The organism is Peptostreptococcus sp. D1 (assembly GCF_900112955.1).
Classification (GTDB): domain Bacteria; phylum Bacillota; class Clostridia; order Peptostreptococcales; family Peptostreptococcaceae; genus Peptostreptococcus.
This window is the reverse complement of sequence record NZ_FONP01000014.1, coordinates 1-15,806: the sequence shown is the minus strand read 5'-3', so window position 1 is coordinate 15,806 and position 15,806 is coordinate 1. Positions and strand designations below refer to the sequence as shown.

Annotated in this window: 18 protein-coding genes; 15 read left to right on the top strand and 3 right to left on the bottom strand. The window is 35.3% G+C overall.

Features of this window, described 5'->3' with window-relative positions:
* Positions 1 to 34 precede the first annotated feature (34 nt).
* From BM120_RS08995 to BM120_RS08925, 15 genes are all read left to right on the top strand, one after another.
* Positions 35 to 1,336, top strand: a complete 1,302-nt coding sequence (locus BM120_RS08995) for a phage portal protein (RefSeq protein ID WP_242941598.1) — start codon at positions 35 to 37, stop codon at positions 1,334 to 1,336.
* The gene (locus tag BM120_RS08990; RefSeq protein WP_091995269.1) at positions 1,329 to 2,144 is read left to right on the top strand and encodes a hypothetical protein; all 816 of its coding nucleotides are present in this window, start codon (positions 1,329 to 1,331) and stop codon (positions 2,142 to 2,144) included. The genes BM120_RS08995 and BM120_RS08990 overlap by 8 nt, the downstream gene beginning before the upstream one ends.
* 1 nt (position 2,145) lies before the next feature.
* Positions 2,146 to 3,294 carry a phage major capsid protein gene (locus tag BM120_RS08985; RefSeq protein WP_091995266.1) on the top strand — a complete coding sequence of 383 codons (1,149 nt, stop codon included), beginning with the start codon at positions 2,146 to 2,148 and terminating at the stop codon, positions 3,292 to 3,294.
* Positions 3,295 to 3,355: 61 nt separating this feature from the next.
* The gene (locus BM120_RS08980; protein ID WP_091995263.1) at positions 3,356 to 3,655 is read left to right on the top strand and encodes a head-tail connector protein; all 300 of its coding nucleotides are present in this window, start codon (positions 3,356 to 3,358) and stop codon (positions 3,653 to 3,655) included.
* Positions 3,648 to 3,959 (top strand): phage head closure protein, encoded by a 312-nt coding sequence (locus BM120_RS08975; RefSeq protein WP_091995260.1) that lies wholly within the window; start codon positions 3,648 to 3,650, stop codon positions 3,957 to 3,959. Before BM120_RS08980 ends, BM120_RS08975 begins: the two co-directional genes overlap by 8 nt.
* Positions 3,959 to 4,372, top strand: a complete 414-nt coding sequence (locus BM120_RS10760; protein WP_143076534.1) for an HK97 gp10 family phage protein — start codon at positions 3,959 to 3,961, stop codon at positions 4,370 to 4,372. The genes BM120_RS08975 and BM120_RS10760 overlap by 1 nt, the downstream gene beginning before the upstream one ends.
* The gene (locus BM120_RS08965) at positions 4,362 to 4,703 is read left to right on the top strand and encodes a hypothetical protein (RefSeq protein WP_091995259.1); all 342 of its coding nucleotides are present in this window, start codon (positions 4,362 to 4,364) and stop codon (positions 4,701 to 4,703) included. Before BM120_RS10760 ends, BM120_RS08965 begins: the two co-directional genes overlap by 11 nt.
* Before the next feature lies 1 nt (position 4,704).
* Positions 4,705 to 5,256 carry a hypothetical protein gene (locus tag BM120_RS08960; RefSeq protein ID WP_091995256.1) on the top strand — a complete coding sequence of 184 codons (552 nt, stop codon included), beginning with the start codon at positions 4,705 to 4,707 and terminating at the stop codon, positions 5,254 to 5,256.
* A 63-nt stretch (positions 5,257 to 5,319) separates the two neighbouring features.
* Positions 5,320 to 5,676: a hypothetical protein gene (locus BM120_RS08955; protein WP_091995254.1), complete on the top strand. Its 357-nt coding sequence runs from the start codon at positions 5,320 to 5,322 to the stop codon at positions 5,674 to 5,676.
* Between the two features lie 68 nt (positions 5,677 to 5,744).
* A complete protein-coding gene (locus BM120_RS08950; RefSeq protein ID WP_330389448.1) occupies positions 5,745 to 5,930 on the top strand; it encodes a hypothetical protein in 186 nt (61 codons plus the stop codon).
* A complete protein-coding gene (locus BM120_RS08945; RefSeq protein ID WP_091995249.1) occupies positions 5,930 to 8,569 on the top strand; it encodes a phage tail tape measure protein in 2,640 nt (879 codons plus the stop codon). Before BM120_RS08950 ends, BM120_RS08945 begins: the two co-directional genes overlap by 1 nt.
* 3 nt (positions 8,570 to 8,572) lie before the next feature.
* Complete coding sequence (locus BM120_RS08940) at positions 8,573 to 9,235, top strand: hypothetical protein (protein ID WP_091995246.1); 663 nt, start codon at positions 8,573 to 8,575, stop codon at positions 9,233 to 9,235.
* 18 nt (positions 9,236 to 9,253) lie between these two features.
* Positions 9,254 to 12,979, top strand: a complete 3,726-nt coding sequence (locus BM120_RS08935; protein WP_091995244.1) for a phage tail protein — start codon at positions 9,254 to 9,256, stop codon at positions 12,977 to 12,979.
* Between the two features lie 85 nt (positions 12,980 to 13,064).
* Positions 13,065 to 13,466 (top strand): phage holin family protein, encoded by a 402-nt coding sequence (locus BM120_RS08930; protein ID WP_091995241.1) that lies wholly within the window; start codon positions 13,065 to 13,067, stop codon positions 13,464 to 13,466.
* A gap of 69 nt (positions 13,467 to 13,535) precedes the next feature.
* Positions 13,536 to 14,834 carry a glucosaminidase domain-containing protein gene (locus tag BM120_RS08925; RefSeq protein ID WP_091995238.1) on the top strand — a complete coding sequence of 433 codons (1,299 nt, stop codon included), beginning with the start codon at positions 13,536 to 13,538 and terminating at the stop codon, positions 14,832 to 14,834.
* Between the two features lie 72 nt (positions 14,835 to 14,906).
* Here the strand turns inward: BM120_RS08925 and BM120_RS08920 are convergent, their stop codons facing one another.
* The 3 genes from BM120_RS08920 to BM120_RS11220 all read right to left on the bottom strand — a co-directional run bounded on the left by BM120_RS08920 (position 14,907) and on the right by BM120_RS11220 (position 15,584).
* Positions 14,907 to 15,101 (bottom strand): hypothetical protein, encoded by a 195-nt coding sequence (locus tag BM120_RS08920; protein WP_091995235.1) that lies wholly within the window; start codon positions 15,099 to 15,101, stop codon positions 14,907 to 14,909.
* Between the two features lie 17 nt (positions 15,102 to 15,118).
* Entirely contained in the window at positions 15,119 to 15,298 is a 180-nt protein-coding gene (locus tag BM120_RS08915) for a hypothetical protein (protein ID WP_091995232.1), read from the bottom strand.
* Positions 15,299 to 15,452: 154 nt separating this feature from the next.
* A complete protein-coding gene (locus BM120_RS11220) occupies positions 15,453 to 15,584 on the bottom strand; it encodes a hypothetical protein (protein WP_091995229.1) in 132 nt (43 codons plus the stop codon).
* Between the last annotated feature and the right edge of the window lie 222 nt (positions 15,585 to 15,806).

Sequence of the window (15,806 nt, the reverse complement as noted above, 5' to 3'; positions counted from 1 at the left end):
GAATAATAAACGCAGAAAGGAGGACTCATATATTTTGAATTTACTAAAAAAAACATTTCTAAAATTAGGAATCAGAAATAAAAACGCCAGGCGTACTAATGAGTTAAATCAACTTTACAAGTTCTTGGGAATTGATAATGGTGCAAATAAAGATACACTTAGCGAGGCGACATATTTTTCATGTTTAAAAGTGCTATCAGAATCAGTCGGTAAGTTGCCACTTAAAATACTGAAACACACTGATAAAAACGGTGTATTTACAGTACGTGACCATGCTTTATATACAGTTTTACACGATAGACCTAATCCATATATGACAGCTTCGACATTCTGGTCAACTGTGGAGTTTAATCGCAATCACTACGGCAACGCCTACGTTTGGATACAAGGTGCAGGAGACAATCTAAGCCTTTGGATTTTACCGAGTACAGATGTTCAAGTTTGGTATGATGATGGTAAAATTCTATCTGCTCAACCGGATGTATACTATATTTACACTGGTGGAGGTAAGACTTTTAAATTTGGCTCAGAAGAAATATTACATTTCAGAACAAGCAACACATTCGATGGTTTGATGGGAGTACCAATTCAAGACCAGCTAAAAACAACTCTTACAGGTGCAGTTAAGTCGCAGAAATTGCTTGAAAAGATGTACGAATCTGGATTTACAGCTAAGGCGGTATTACAGTACACAGGTAATTTAAATGACGAGAACGTCAAGGCATTTGTAAAGGGTATTGAGTCGTATAGTAAGGGTGAGCTATCAGAAGAAGGGATAGAAAATATTATACCTATTCCGTTAGGGTCACAGCTAACACCACTTAATGTAAAACTCGCAGATAATCAATTTATCGAAGTGAAACAATACACAGCCTTACAAATTGCTAGTGCATTTGGAATTAAACCATATCAAATAGGTGACTATACAAAGTCATCATATGCCAGCACTGAGATACAGCAGTTGAGTTTTTATGTCGATACTTTACTTTACATAATTAAACAGTATGAGGAAGAAATAACGTATAAGTTACTATCACATGAAGAAATAGAGAGTGGATTATACGTCAAATTTAATGTTAATGTAATCTTAAGAGCAGATTTATCTACTCAAATTGATACGCTTTCTAAAGGTGTAGCAGGCTTTATATATACGCCTAACGAGGCTAGGGCAATGCTAGACTTGGAGAGTAAACCAGGTGGGGATAAACTACTTGGAAATGGTGCGAGTATACCGGTTGAACTTGCTGGTACTCAATATATTAAGACGGATACGAGTGAGGGTGAAGACCCTAAGAAGGACGCAAAAAAAGAAGGAGAGGAGGAAGACAATGGATAAGGAAAAGTTAAATTTCAATGATCCGGATGCTATACCAGGAGTCATTACTAAGGTGTCAAGTATATCGCCATTAGAGATTACAGATGACGACTTGAAGAAGATTAACAAATATACTCTTACTAAGTTAACGGCCGAGGAAGTCTTTATATTCAAGGTAACTATGGCGGATAATGAGCAGGATGACAGAAACAACATGCCTTTTAACTTGAAGGCTCTACAGGATTTGAAAAAATTATATCCCGGTAAGACTATGTTAAAAGACCACAAGCGTAACGCAGATAATCAGATAGGTAGAGTCTACGACACCGAGTTAGTGCAAAATCCTAATAAAACTACAGATTTAGGAGAATTACACACAGAGTTAGTAGCTAAGATATACATGGTAGTCACTGAATCAAACAAAGACTTGATAGCTGAGATTAAAGGTGGTATTAAGAAAGAAGTATCAACATCGACAGTAGCTAACAAGATGATTTGTAGCATATGCGGATGTGACAATATGAAAGACTATTGTAGGCATTGGCCTGGAAGAGAATACGAATATGTAGACCTAGAGGGCAAGACCAGTAAAAAAAGGTGCAATATGCTACTAGATGGAGCAAAAGACGCTTTTGAAGTATCTTTTGTAGCAGTTCCAGCACAGCCAAGAGCTGGTACAACTAAGAGCGTAGGATTTACAAAGCCAGTTAAAGAATCAACAGGAGAATCGACAGAGGAAAATAAAAATACTAATGAAGATACTAATGTTTCTAAGAGATTAGAAAGGGCAGTATCTTTTTTAAATGCAAATTTTAAGGAGGAGATTTAACATGAATAAGAAAATGAGAGAGCTTTTAAATGCAATTAACGAAAAAACAATACAGGCTAAATTCTTTATGGGAGAAGAAAATAAGGATTTAGATAAAGCCAGTGCATTACTTGATGAGGTCGACGCATTGAAGAAGGAATATGACGCAGAAGAAAGGTTATTTAATTTATCTAAGAATGATAATACACCGAACGAAGAAGAGATGAAGACAGCTAAGACAGAAAAGATTGAAAAATCAGCGATTGAAAAATTCGCAGAGGATGCTAGAAATGGTTTCATTGTGAAAGCTGGGAAGTTAGCAGAAGGAGTTCCAGCGGACGGTGGCTATATAGTTCCGGAAGATATACAGACTAAAATAAACGAATATAAGACAGCTAAGGCCTCACTACTTGACATTGTCACAGTTGAAAAAGTTACAACAAATAAAGGTCAGAGAACTTTTAAAAAGAGAGCACAGCAGACAGGATTCACTAAAGTTGGTGAAGGTGGAAAAATAACAGCTAAATCAACACCTCAGTTTGAAAGACTAAGCTACGAAATCGAAAAGTACGCAGGATATCTACCAGTTACTAATGAATTGTTGGCGGATAGCGACCAGAATGTAGCTAACACTATAATTGAATGGTTGGGTGATGAGTCAAGAGTAACAGCTAATAAGTTGATACTAGAAGAAGTTAAGAAGAAGGAAGAGACAGACCTTAAGAACTTGGATGGTATTAAGAAGGCTCTAAACGTAACACTTGGTCAGGCATTTAAACCAACGGCTAGGATAATCACTAATGATGACGGTCTACAGTACCTAGATACCCTTAAGGACTCAACTAATAGATATCTATTAGCACCGATGCCAGGAGATACAATGAAGATGGGATTACAGGTAGGAGCTAACACTATTCCTGTTGAGGTTATACCTAATGCAGATATGCCAACTGACAAAAAGAAGATACCATTTCTTGTCGGAGATCTAGAAGAGGGTATCGTTTACTGGGATAGACAGCTTATATCTATTAATATCTCGACAACAGCTGTAATAGGGGATTTAAATGCTTTTGAAGAAGACCTAACATTATACAGAGCAATCGAGAGAGAAGATGTTACTTTAAGGGATAAGGATGCCTTTGTAAGAGGATTCATTACATCAGCAGAGTAATAATATGTTGTTTGGAGGTACCTTATAGGGCCTCCAACAGCTTATATAAGGAGTTGAAAAGATGATAGATATAACAATCGATGAAGCTTGTAATTATATAGGAATTGATTATATGGACAGTACAATCGAGGATAACTTACATCGAGCTATTAAAACAGCCGATGCTATTTTAAAAGGCTCAATAGGTGAGAAGTATCCAGTTGACGATCCTAGAGCTAAGGAGTTAGGGCTTATAATTATCAATGACTTATATGAGAACAGAAATGCTGAATCAAATACTATTAAAGGAACAACTAGACGACTGGTTGATGATATGAGTCTACAATTACGAATGGAACTAAGGAGGCGTAAACGTGAATAAAATTTACGACAAACCTATAATCATACAAAAAGTTGATGAAGAAACAGAGAGATGGAGGTCGATATATACCTTACACGCACACATCAATAAATCTAAAAAAGGTGACGAATTCCTAAGTGCAGGAGCCATTCAATCTAAGCAGACATTAACTTTTGATATTAGATATTTTAAGAATATAGAAGATATATCTTTAAATACACAGCTTTATAGAGTACTTTACAACGGCCATATATACGATATATCAGATTATGACGACTTTATGTTTAAGCATAAAAATGTCAGACTACTAGGAGTTGCCCAATAATGACAAATTTTATAATAAATCCTAGTGAACTGGTTGATACAATGGAAAAAGTATTGAATGACTATAATAAAAAAGTAGTAGGTAACGCTGTAAAGAAAGAAACTAAAAAGGCAATGAAAGAACTGGTACGAGTGACAAAGGCAACTGCACCAGTGGGAAAGCGTAAAAAGCATTACAAAGATAATATCAAATCCAAAAAATATTTGGATAAAGATAGTGCGGTAGGATTATCTTACGGAGAAGTATGGTATGTTGATGGTCCTGATTACAGGTTAACACACCTTTTAGAGCATGGTCACCAGTTGAGAAATGGTAAAAGGTCAAGAGCTTTTAATTTCGTTAAAAAAGCATACACTGATGTTGAAAATAAGTATGTGAAAGCTCTTAAGGAGGCGATAGAACATGGTCGATAAGATATTAAAATCGGCAGGTTTTGCAAAAAATAAAACGTACAAAGAGACTAGATTTATAAAGCCACCTACGAGTACATACGTGGTTTATCACGATAATTACGATAGACAAGGGGCAGATGATGTTCCGGTTTTAAAGTATCACGTGGTTACGTTTGAATTATACGAACCTACAATAGACAGTGAAGTTATAGAAAAGTTGGAAAAAACATTAGATGATTCTTACCAATATATGGTTGACGGGTGGAAGAAAGAAGAACGCTATTGGATAGACAGCGAAAATATATACCAAACAATATATACATTTGAGTATTACGATAAGAGAGGAGAATAATATGGCTGAAAATGTTGACAAGATTAGATTAGGATCAGGTACATTATATTGCACAGAATTTACGGGTGATGTGATACCTGACAACGCTACAATTTGTACAGAAAATAATAGACTGGGAAGGATACAGGGAGGTGCAACTCTCGAATATAAACCTTCGTTCTACGAGGTTAAAGATGACCTTGGTTTTATAAGTAAAACAATACTTACAGAAGAAGAGGTTACTCTTAAGTCGGGAGTTCTTACATGGAACGGCAAGACATTGGGGAAACTTTGTAGTACTGCAAGAGTTACAGAGGATAAGAGTAAGAAATTAAGGACTGTAAAGATAGGTGGTATAGGAAATATTGATGGCAAGAGGTATGTTATTTGTTTCCATCATCAAGATAAAATTGACGGTGATATATGGGTCACAATTGTTGGTAAAAATCAGAACGGCTTTAGTATGGCTTTTGTAAAAGATAAGGAAACGGTTATAGATGCTGAATTTAAGGCACTACCAGGAGATAAGCAAGGGACATTAGTCACATTTGTAGAAGAAATGGAAAAATCATAAATATAGGTAATAGGCGGGTACATTGTTACCCGCTTTTTTAAAAAAATGGAGGATTAAATAAAGATGGCATTAAATTTTAATAGTTTAAAAAAATCAAGTTTAGAAATTATATTAAATGATAAAAGAAATACAAAATTAAACATATATACACCTAGTAAGAAGCTACTTACCGAAATTGTTAACGTATCTAGGACCTTAACCGATATAGAAAATGGCGAGTCAGACATTGAAGATATTAACACTTTGTATGAAATATGTGCTAAGGTTATGAGTAGAAATAAACAAAATATACATATAACTGGCGAAAAATTAGAAAGTATATTTGACATGGAAGATTTAGTTATATTTTTACAAGCTTATATTGAATTTGTTAGTGAAATACAAGACTCAAAAAACTTAAAATCCCGTACTATCCGTTAGAAGATAGTGCGGGACATAACTACAGAATAGAAACATGGGATGACCATCTTGTAAGTGAATACACAGGTTTGAACATGGTAGAAGTTCAAGAATTAAGCATAGTTGACTATCTAATATATAGACGTGATGCGTTTATATATTCTATGAATCAGAGTGAGAAAGGAAGAGAATATCTTGATAATGCTTTTAGACTTGAACAAACAACGCCGGATAGGAACGCATTAAGTTCACACTTTAAGAAAGGAGCGAGCTAATGGCTGGACAACTTAAAGGTATCACAATACAAATCGGAGGTGATACTACAAAATTAAGTAAGGCGTTGGGTGATGTTAATAGTAAAACTAAAACATTACAGAGCGAGTTAAAGGGTGTAAACTCACTCTTAAGGTTAGACTCTGGTAATGTTACGTTATTGAAACAAAAACAAGACTTATTGACTAAGTCAATTGGTCAAACTAAAGAAAAGCTAGACACGTTAAAAACAGCTATGAAGCAAATTGATAGTGGAGAAACTAAGGCTACTGAAGAACAATATAGAGATTTACAACGAGAGATAGTTAATACTGAGCAGAAACTAAAAGGGTTAGTTGAAGAACAGAAAAATTTTGGCTCTGTTGGTTATCAAAAAGTGGCTGCATTTGGAGAAAAGTTGAAAGGTGTAGGTAGCAAGGTTCAAGATGTAGGACGTGAATTTTCTAAGTTATCAACTGTTACCGGTGCTGTTCTTACGGGTTCAGCTAAATTAGCATCAGACTTTCAAGATGGGGTAGCTAAGGTTGGAACTGTAGCAGATACATCCAAGGTATCGTTGGAAAAATTAAGTAAAGATATGTTACAACTTTCAACTGATACAGGGCGTAGTGCGACTGAGATTACAGAAGCTACTTATCAGGCGATATCTGCATCAGTGGATACCGCTAGTGCTGTCGACTTCGTAGGTACAGCCACAAAGCTGGCTAAAGCTGGTTTCTTGGAAACATCAGATGCTGTTGACGTACTAACGACAATAATTAATGCATATGGTCTAGAGGCCAAGGACGCCCAAGATGTTGCGGACAAACTTATTCAGACACAGAATGACGGTAAGACAACAGTTAATGAATTATCGTCAAGTATGGGTAAAGTAATTCCTATTGCGAGTGCCTATAACGTTAATATAGATAACTTATCGGCCGCATATGCGAACCTTACTAAAAACGGTATAGCTACTCGAGAATCAGGTACTTATTTAAAATCTATGCTTAATGAACTTGGAAAAAATGGTTCTGAGGTCTCAAATGTGTTAAAAGAAAAAACAGGTAAGAGCTTTGGGGAACTGATGGCTAGCGGTAAATCACTGGGTGACGTACTTGGTATATTGATGGAATCAGTTAACAATGATACTACAGCATTTGCTAACTTGTGGGGTTCTACAGAAGCTGGAACAGGTGCACTGACTTTAGCGAGCAAGGGAACTAAAGAATTCAATGATGAGCTTGCTAAAATGGGAAATTCAACAGGTAATACAGTTAAGGCACTGGAAACACTAGATACACCAAGTGCAAAAGCTAAAAAAGCCTTTAACGCATTGAAGAATACAGGTATATCACTGGGTGAGACACTTTTAACTTCGTTAGGACCACTGCTGAAAGATTTAGCTGAAAAGCTACAAGGCTTAGCTAAATGGTTTGGCGAATTAGATCCTCACACGCAAAAAGTTATAATAGGCATTTTAGCAATTGTAACAGCCATTGGTCCTTTACTTATGGGAATTGGTAATATGCTAGTGTTGGTAGGTAATTTAGTGACATTATGGCCAGCCATAATGAATGGACTTAGTGCAGTCGGAGGAGCATTTGGTTCTTTATTCTCTCTATTATTGACAAATCCATTTGTCCTAATCGTGGGATTAATAGTAGGTATAGGAGTTGCAATATATAAGCTATATCAGAATTGCGATGGGTTCAGAAATGCTGTCGATGCAGTATTCAAATGGATAAGCGAGATACCAGCTAAGATAGGTAAGTTCTTCACTGAGATGGGTGAAAAATTCACCAAATGGGGAGCGGATATGTTAGAGTCCGGTAAGAAAATTGGTAAGACAATTATCGACGCTCTAATATTTATATTTGTCGAATTGCCTATAAAATTTTGGACTGCGATAGCTGGATCAATATTAAAGTTTGGTCAATGGGGCTCCAAGATGCTAGAAAGCGGAATGAATAGTGCTAAGAGAATTGTGTCCAGTATTATTGGAATATTATCCAAAATACCTAGTAATGTTTGGAATGCAATCAAGGGTGCTATAAGCAATTTAGGACGCTGGGGTAGCGATATGATTAATATTGCGGGTCGTAAGATGAGAGAAGTCGCAAATGCTATTGTAGGAGCTGTAAAAAGTATACCTGGTAAGATGCTAAGTATCGGTCGAGATATAATTCATGGTATTGCTAACGGTATAGGTAATGCAGTGGATTATTTATACGGCACGATAGAAGATGCACTAGGTGGACTGGTTGATAGGGCTAAAGAAGCACTGGGAATATTCTCACCATCAAGGGTAATGGCTAATCAAGTAGGACAGTATATTCCAGCTGGTATAGGTGTAGGTATATCTGATAATATCGATGATGCCTTAGACCCTATGGACGCACTGGTAGGAGATTTAGTTGGAGCAGGTCAAAATGGCTTGACGTTAGACCGTAAATTAACAGCTACATTTGATAACCAATCACCAGTAGGAAGTATTACACTATCCGATGTTATTAAGTCTATCGAGTTAGCTTGTGACAAGGTGGTCAAGGCTTGTAATAAAGATTTATATATCGACAAACAAACGTTGATAGGTGAAACGATAGATGAAATCGACGCACAATTAGGGCACAGATATAATCTAAGAACTAGGGGGGTATAAGATGTGAGACAATTAAAAATTGGTGAATATAGAACATATGACACTTGGGGCTTGGTCTTAAATCATAAAGAAATATCACCACCTGAGATTAAGGAGTATACGATTGAAATACCAGGGCATAACGGTAGTTTAGATCTCATCGAGTCCATGGGTGGGATTAGATATAGTGATAGAGAAGTTAAATTTACACTTATGGGGGTAAATGGGACATACGAAGATAGAATTAAAAAATACCATTATATTGTATCGTATCTACATGGTCAAATTCGTGAAGTTGAAGAACCAGATAGACCTAATGAGGTTTTACGTGGAAGATGGTCAGTAAGCGAGCCAACTATGGTAGATGGTACGATATTTGCGTTTAATATAAGTTGTAAAAAAACATATCCTTACTATTTGAGCGTTGATACAAAAAAATCAACTCATAATTTATCGGGTAGTAAAGAACATAGTATACGTATTAAGTATGACGGTCGTGTACCCGTTTGCCCTTTGGTTAAGTTCACTGGGGTAGGAACGATAAACGCCACTGGTGATTTAGTTAAGTATAATCTTACATCCACTGATACACAGTATGGACACATCAAATTAGACCCTGGTTATAACGACTTTATTATTTATGGTGAAGGTGTAGCGACCTTTACCTACAGAAATGAATCTATATAAGAAGAGAGGGGGAGTAATGTGTATAAAATATATTGTGACAATGAGTTAATATTTGACTTGTCGGGTGATACAACTCTAGTATCACCTGTTCTAAAACTCCAGGATAATAACGCTGGTACTATTGAATTTTCAATACTACCGGACCATTTCATATATAACAAAATAAGAAAAATGAAATCGGAGATAAAAGTTACGTCGGGTGAAAAAACTATATTTGCAAGTAGGCCGATTGATGAAACTATAGATTTCAAAAACTGTAAAAAAGTGATGTGTGAAGGAGCATTGGCATACTTAAATGATAGTATTCAAAGACCAGCTGAATATCATAATTTGACGATTAGATCCTATCTTGAAACACTGATTAACTACCACAATCAACAGGTGTCAGACCCTAGATTACAATTCAAAATAGGCATGGTTACTGTTCACGATGACAATGACAGCATATACAAATATACCAACTGGGAAACAACATTACAGGTCATTAAGACAGATTTGGTAGATAAATACGGAGGACATCTAAGGGTTAGGTTTGAGGGAGATACCAAGTACTTAGACTACTTAAAAGACTATCCTAGAACTAATAAACAGGTGATAGAATTTGGTACGAATTTACTCGACTTTACTAAAAATATAGATGCTACACAGATTGTAACAGCTGTAATTCCACTGGGTGCAAGATTAGAAGAAAGTAGTATAAAAAAGCTAGAAGAGAGATTGACTATAAAGTCGGTCAATAACAATCTTGATTATGTCGCAAGCAAATCAGCAGTAGATACATACGGTTGGATTTTTAAAACTGTAACTTGGGATAATGTGCATAAACCAATAATACTAAAGAATAAAGGTGAGGAGTACTTAAAAAGTATTCAGTTCGAGAATGTCATTTTGAAAGTGAAAGCCATAGATTTACATATGGTTAATGTCGACATTGAACAAATAGAGTTGCTCGATGAAGTAAGAGTTATATCTAAACCTAATGGACTTGACAAGGTGTTTCCAGTTAGCGAACTAGTAATCGATATGATGAATCCACAAGCCAATACTATAACGCTGGGTCAGAATGGTATACAAGCCATGAGTGGGTCAGCTGTTTCATCGAACAATGAAATTATGAAAAAAATAGATAGTATACCACCCGTTGATGATGCTATAAACGAAGCTGTTAAAAATGCCACTGAAATGATTAACAACGCCTTGAATGGTCATGTAGTAAAACGCAAGGATGAATTGTTAATAATGGATACAGCCGATATGAAAACAGCTAAAAAAGTATGGCGTTGGAATCTCAATGGACTAGCTTATAGCAATAACGGATATATTGGTCCGTACGAAACTGCAATAACTATGGATGGTTCTATAGTGGCTAATAGGATAACAACAGGAATTTTAAAAGGTGGCTTTGTTAAGTTTGACTTAACACGAGGCACTTTTTTAATTGGACGAAATGACCAAGATTTTTTACTTAAGTTTGACGGTGAAAAGTTGCAATTTGGTAATGGAACACTTAGCAAAGATGCACTTGAAAAAGAGTTACTAGATGCTTTAAAAGGTAAGGATGGCAAAGACGGTAAAAGCTTTAGATATAATTTAATATCGTGCTCAGATTTTAGCAGCAAAAAATGCGTATCAAATAAAGATTTTAGCACAGAGAAAAAATATAATGTTTGGGTTCCCGATTCCGGAGATGCATCGAATGTGGTAATAGATGAAAAATCAAAAACACTGACATTAAATGGTAGACCCGAACTAAATCAACACATAATGCTTGAATCCAACAAAAAGTATTATCTCAAAATTAGAGCGAAGGGTAAATTTACTATTTATAGGATGGATTACGAAACAGAAAACTCATTCAGTTCTTACAAGAATTTAATAAGCTTTGATGACGACGATTTTAAAACAAAGATATTTTCATTTACAACTACTTCAAATGTTGACCACTATTCGTTTCAAATTGATTGCAACAATCCAAAGTCGGCTGTTATAGATCATATTATAATATCAGACACTCAATTGACGGAATACGACGAGTGGTTTCCATCTCGTGAGGATTTAATTGGGGCTGCTGGAAAGGATGGCAAAGATGGTAAAAGCTTTGTACCCAATCTAATAGAATATGGGGATTTTACAAGGCAAGAGGGATTTAATAAACAGCATAACGGTCGTTTTACGGATACAGAAGAACCAATTTATAACACATGGTTGATTGAGGATGTGTCGAAAAGTAAAGTTGTTGGAACCGATGAAAAGTATTTTGAAATAACTGCCTTCGGCACTCCCGCTAAATATATCACAAAAAAAATTAATAAACAGAAAAAATATTATTTTAAATTCACTGCTAAAGGGCATTGCGATGTTTTTGTTTACCTCAAGCACCCAAATGCTGTCAGTACAACTATTCCTCTAAAAATGACTAATAAACTTGATGCGAAATCTGACGATTGGAAAACATTTAAGGGGGACTTTACTGTAACGTATACACCAGATTACACAAGTATTTCACTCTTTAATTATAGTGACTCTATCCCATTTTGTATCAAAAATCTTATAATATCAGAAGAGCCGATATCTGATGACACTGATTGGGTGCCTGCAACCGGCAAGGATATGCTAGGCCCTAAAGGTGACAGGGGAGCGCCTGGTAAAGATGGTACACTTGCCGAACTTCCGGAATCGCTAAAACAGTGGAGTAATAACGCTACAGAAATATCAGGGAAATATGTATATACTCCTGAACTTTTCGTTGGCGAAAGTTCGGTAACATCAAGCAGTAAAACCGGTGTGTATGTAGGCAAAAACGTAAGGGTAAATTTCAACGGCTATTGGACGAATCTCAGTGGGTTAATTGGGTTAAATGAGGGTAAGGTATATTGGATGTTCACAACAGATGGGCGATTTGTATTAGGTCATAAGTTTGGTGAACGAATAGAGCTTGGTGCAGATGGCAGGGCGATAATACCTACTATAAAATCAAATATGATTGAAACCGGAGCAATCAACACGGATATACTTACTCCTGGAACAAATGAAAGAATTGTTTTAGAGAGGGGTTATACGGCCGGCTCAAATAACTGCAAACAGATTGACACCAACTATGACGGGGTTAGACTAAAAGCCGATGCGGATACGTATATTAATGTTAGAAAATCAAATCGAATTGATTTTTATACTGACGGATTCGCAGCTGCGATTTACAAAGATTCGTGGTATGAAACGCACCCAGCCGGTTCAACGTCTAATTCTGGAACATACAGATTAGAGGCATCAAACGCACTGATAACCGCCGGGTGGGTTAAAACAGTTGCTATGTCTCCGTTATCAGATATTAGCTTAAAAGAAAATGTTAAATATTTAGATTCAGATTTTGTTTTTCGTGAAAATAAAAAACATGAGATTGAACACTTAAATGTTGACGATATCATGAATTTTGTAAAAAATGCTAGAATAGCGACATATGATTATAAAGATTTTGGAATTGATAGCATTTCAGTTGTTGCACAAAATTTATTAAAGTTTGAAAAAGTTGAAAAATATCTTGTAAATAAATATGGCGGTAAATATGGCGTTAATATTTATTCTTATATGTCAATGCTTCACGTTGCTTTACAAGAAGAAATCAAAAGAAATGACAATATTGAATCTGAAATAAATCTACTTAAAGATGAAAATGTGAAGCTTAATAAAAAAATAGATGATTTAGAAAAAAAGTTATCAAAAGCATTGAAATTACTAGAAAAATAGACGCTCTAAAATCGATTTTAAGCGTTTTAAGGTACTAGATATCAATGCTTTTCTTATATTCGAATATAGAAAGGGTGTGTTTAAAATGAATAAAGCAATGGAATTTTTAAAGGTTGGTGCTGCTGGGTGCGGTGGTTTAACTGGATTTCTGTTCGGTGGTTGGGATAAAACCTTTCAGGTGCTATTAATATTTATAATAGTTGATTATGCAAGTGGAATGTTATCGGCCGCATATAACAATAAATTAAACTCAAAAGTTGGATTTAGAGGAATTGCCAAGAAAATAATAATATTTTTAATGGTAGCATTAGCTGTACAACTTGACAGATTAGTAGGTATAGACAATCAAGTGATTAGAATGGCAACGTGTTTTTTTTATATAGCTAACGAAGGTCTTAGTATATTAGAAAATGGTGGTAAATTAGGAGTTAAATATCCATCAATTTTGGCTAAAACGCTGGAACAGTTGAGGGATAAAAATGAATAGGGAAATAATGGGGGTAGCGATTTGCTACCTCCTTGCTTTTATTTTAATGCTGAAAGGATGTGATAGAAAATGACAGAACAAGAACTATTTATTGAAAAAGTCAAAGATGGTGCAATTGCTGGGTGGTATGAGGGGAAAATTTTACCCTCTGTGACTATTGCTCAGGCTTGCTTAGAAAGCGGTTGGGGTAAATCCGAGTTAGCCACGAAAGCCAATAACCTATTTGGAATTAAAGCAAAAGATGACTGGAAAGGTGAAAGATACACAGTTAAAACTGCTGAATATGATGATTCAGGTAAGAAATATTATATCGATGCAGCTTTCAGGAAGTACCGTACTTGGCAAGAATCTCTTGTTGATCATGCTAAATTTTTTCACGAGGGTTGGCGAGAAGAAAATTATAAAGGAACCATCGGCGAAACTGACTATAAGAAAGCTTGTAAGGGATTGATATCAGGTAAGTATCCATATGCGACCGCAAGGGAGAGATATGTTAATCAGTTAGTAGGATTGATTGAGATGTATAAGCTAGATAAATATGATACAGTGGCTAAGAATAAAGAAAGCGAGGTAAAAAACATGGTAGCATTTAAGTATAAGCAGATAAGTAACCACAGGCAGATAGGTGGGTCAAGACCAAAGAGCAACATTAAGTTTATTGTAATTCACTATACAGGAAATACAGGTGAAAGGGCAAATGCAATGGCTCACTATAGATATCTTCAAAATGCAACACGTTACGGCTCAGCTCATTATTTCGTGGATGACCACGAAATTATTCAAGTAATTGGAGATAGTCAAGTAGCTTGGGCTGTAGGCGATAATCAAGGACGTGGTACAGCTTTAAATGGCTGCACGAATCAGAATTCAATAAGCGTTGAAATGTGTGTTAATTCTGATGGCGATTTCAGTAAGACACTATTTAATACTATAGAGTTAACTAAAGAGCTGTTAAGGTTGTACCCGCAAGCTAGAGTGTGCAGACATTATGATGTATCCAGAAAATCTTGTCCGGGTATGATGGCTGGATCAAATAACGCAAAATGGAACAGCTTCCTAGAAGAGATTAAAAAACCTAGAAGATTGATACTAGACTTATCTGAAGACAGTGTAGCTAAGGAAGTGAAAGGAGAGAGTAAACCAGTGGCAAATAAAAAGAAGTGTGTAATGTATTACAAAGACGGCAATGAGCTTACAGCTAAATTCATAGCTCAACAATTAAATGTTCCTTGCTTTAAAGACAACAACAAAGATTTACCAAACGAACAACACAAAGATTGGGATATTGTCTATATTGGCGATTTAGGTAAAGAAAGAGCAGATACAGCCAAAGAAGCTTGTAAGCAGTTTCTCGGATGGAAGATATAAATAGTAAAGGGTGGCTAAATGCCACCCTTATTTTTTTTACAAATTTGCAGAAAAAAAAGAGTAGGCGTTTGCCTACTCTTCTATAACTTCAAAGTCGCTTTCCATTTCGATAAGTTTCATTTTGTACGTATCGAAATCCATAGGATCTTCATCTTCCGGAGTATTTTCTAAATACTCCGGATATAATTCTTTTGCTTCTTTTTCAATTAGCTCAATATATTCAGTTTCATCTAAAAGTGTGTCTGTATTCCTATTATAGTATTTCATTATTTTTCCTCCTTTCATTATTTTTTTCTAATTACAATTTTTTTGTTTTCTCTATCAAATAATAGACGTATATCTCTATCATCGATTGATATACCAAGTGCATCAATCCACGGTATAGGTAAGGCTATGCGTGTGGTTCTATAGCCTTGACCATTTTTAGAAAATTGTACTTTAGCTAATCGTTCTTCGTTTTGCATAATTCTTTTTTCTCCTTTTTTAATTTTTTAATGATTCTCTTTTTTAGTAAAAGCTGTATAGATAAAACAACTATACAAATAAGTATCGCTAATATTACATACTTGAACATAATTATTTTATGTGATAAAATTTAAGTATAGAACCGGAGAAGGGTTATTCCCTTCTCTTCAAGTTCTTTATTTCTAGCTTTAGCTTTTTTATTTCTAGCTTAGACTTTTGATTTAGGAGAACCAGTTGTCTAATTGTTAGAACTGAGATTGTTAAAGCTATTATTTTTTCCATCACATTTCCTCCTTTCTATATTTATATTATACCATTAATCGGGGCGACTGTCAATGGTAAAATAAATTTAATTTTACATTAATCCCCGGGGGACAAATAAGGGACAACTTTTATTTATATAATATACCCTATTGGACACTAGCGACATTATAACACTTGATAAATCAACAAAAAAAACTTTAATATACCATTATGGTGTTATATATTGTATAATATAGTTATACA

Excerpts from the sequence above, each read along its gene's own strand:
- BM120_RS08990 (WP_091995269.1), top strand. The coding sequence starts at position 1,329 with ATGGATAAGGAAAAGTTAAATTTCAATGATCCGGATGCTATACCAGGA.
- BM120_RS08985 (WP_091995266.1), top strand. The coding sequence starts at position 2,146 with ATGAATAAGAAAATGAGAGAGCTTTTAAATGCAATTAACGAAAAAACA.
- BM120_RS08980 (WP_091995263.1), top strand. The coding sequence starts at position 3,356 with ATGATAGATATAACAATCGATGAAGCTTGTAATTATATAGGAATTGAT.
- BM120_RS10760 (WP_143076534.1), top strand. The coding sequence starts at position 3,959 with ATGACAAATTTTATAATAAATCCTAGTGAACTGGTTGATACAATGGAA.
- BM120_RS08965 (WP_091995259.1), top strand. The coding sequence starts at position 4,362 with ATGGTCGATAAGATATTAAAATCGGCAGGTTTTGCAAAAAATAAAACG.
- BM120_RS08960 (WP_091995256.1), top strand. The coding sequence starts at position 4,705 with ATGGCTGAAAATGTTGACAAGATTAGATTAGGATCAGGTACATTATAT.
- BM120_RS08955 (WP_091995254.1), top strand. The coding sequence starts at position 5,320 with ATGGCATTAAATTTTAATAGTTTAAAAAAATCAAGTTTAGAAATTATA.
- BM120_RS08945 (WP_091995249.1), top strand. The coding sequence starts at position 5,930 with ATGGCTGGACAACTTAAAGGTATCACAATACAAATCGGAGGTGATACT.
- BM120_RS08930 (WP_091995241.1), top strand. The coding sequence starts at position 13,065 with ATGAATAAAGCAATGGAATTTTTAAAGGTTGGTGCTGCTGGGTGCGGT.
- BM120_RS08925 (WP_091995238.1), top strand. The coding sequence starts at position 13,536 with ATGACAGAACAAGAACTATTTATTGAAAAAGTCAAAGATGGTGCAATT.
- BM120_RS08920 (WP_091995235.1), bottom strand. The coding sequence starts at position 15,101 with ATGAAATACTATAATAGGAATACAGACACACTTTTAGATGAAACTGAA.
- BM120_RS08915 (WP_091995232.1), bottom strand. The coding sequence starts at position 15,298 with ATGCAAAACGAAGAACGATTAGCTAAAGTACAATTTTCTAAAAATGGT.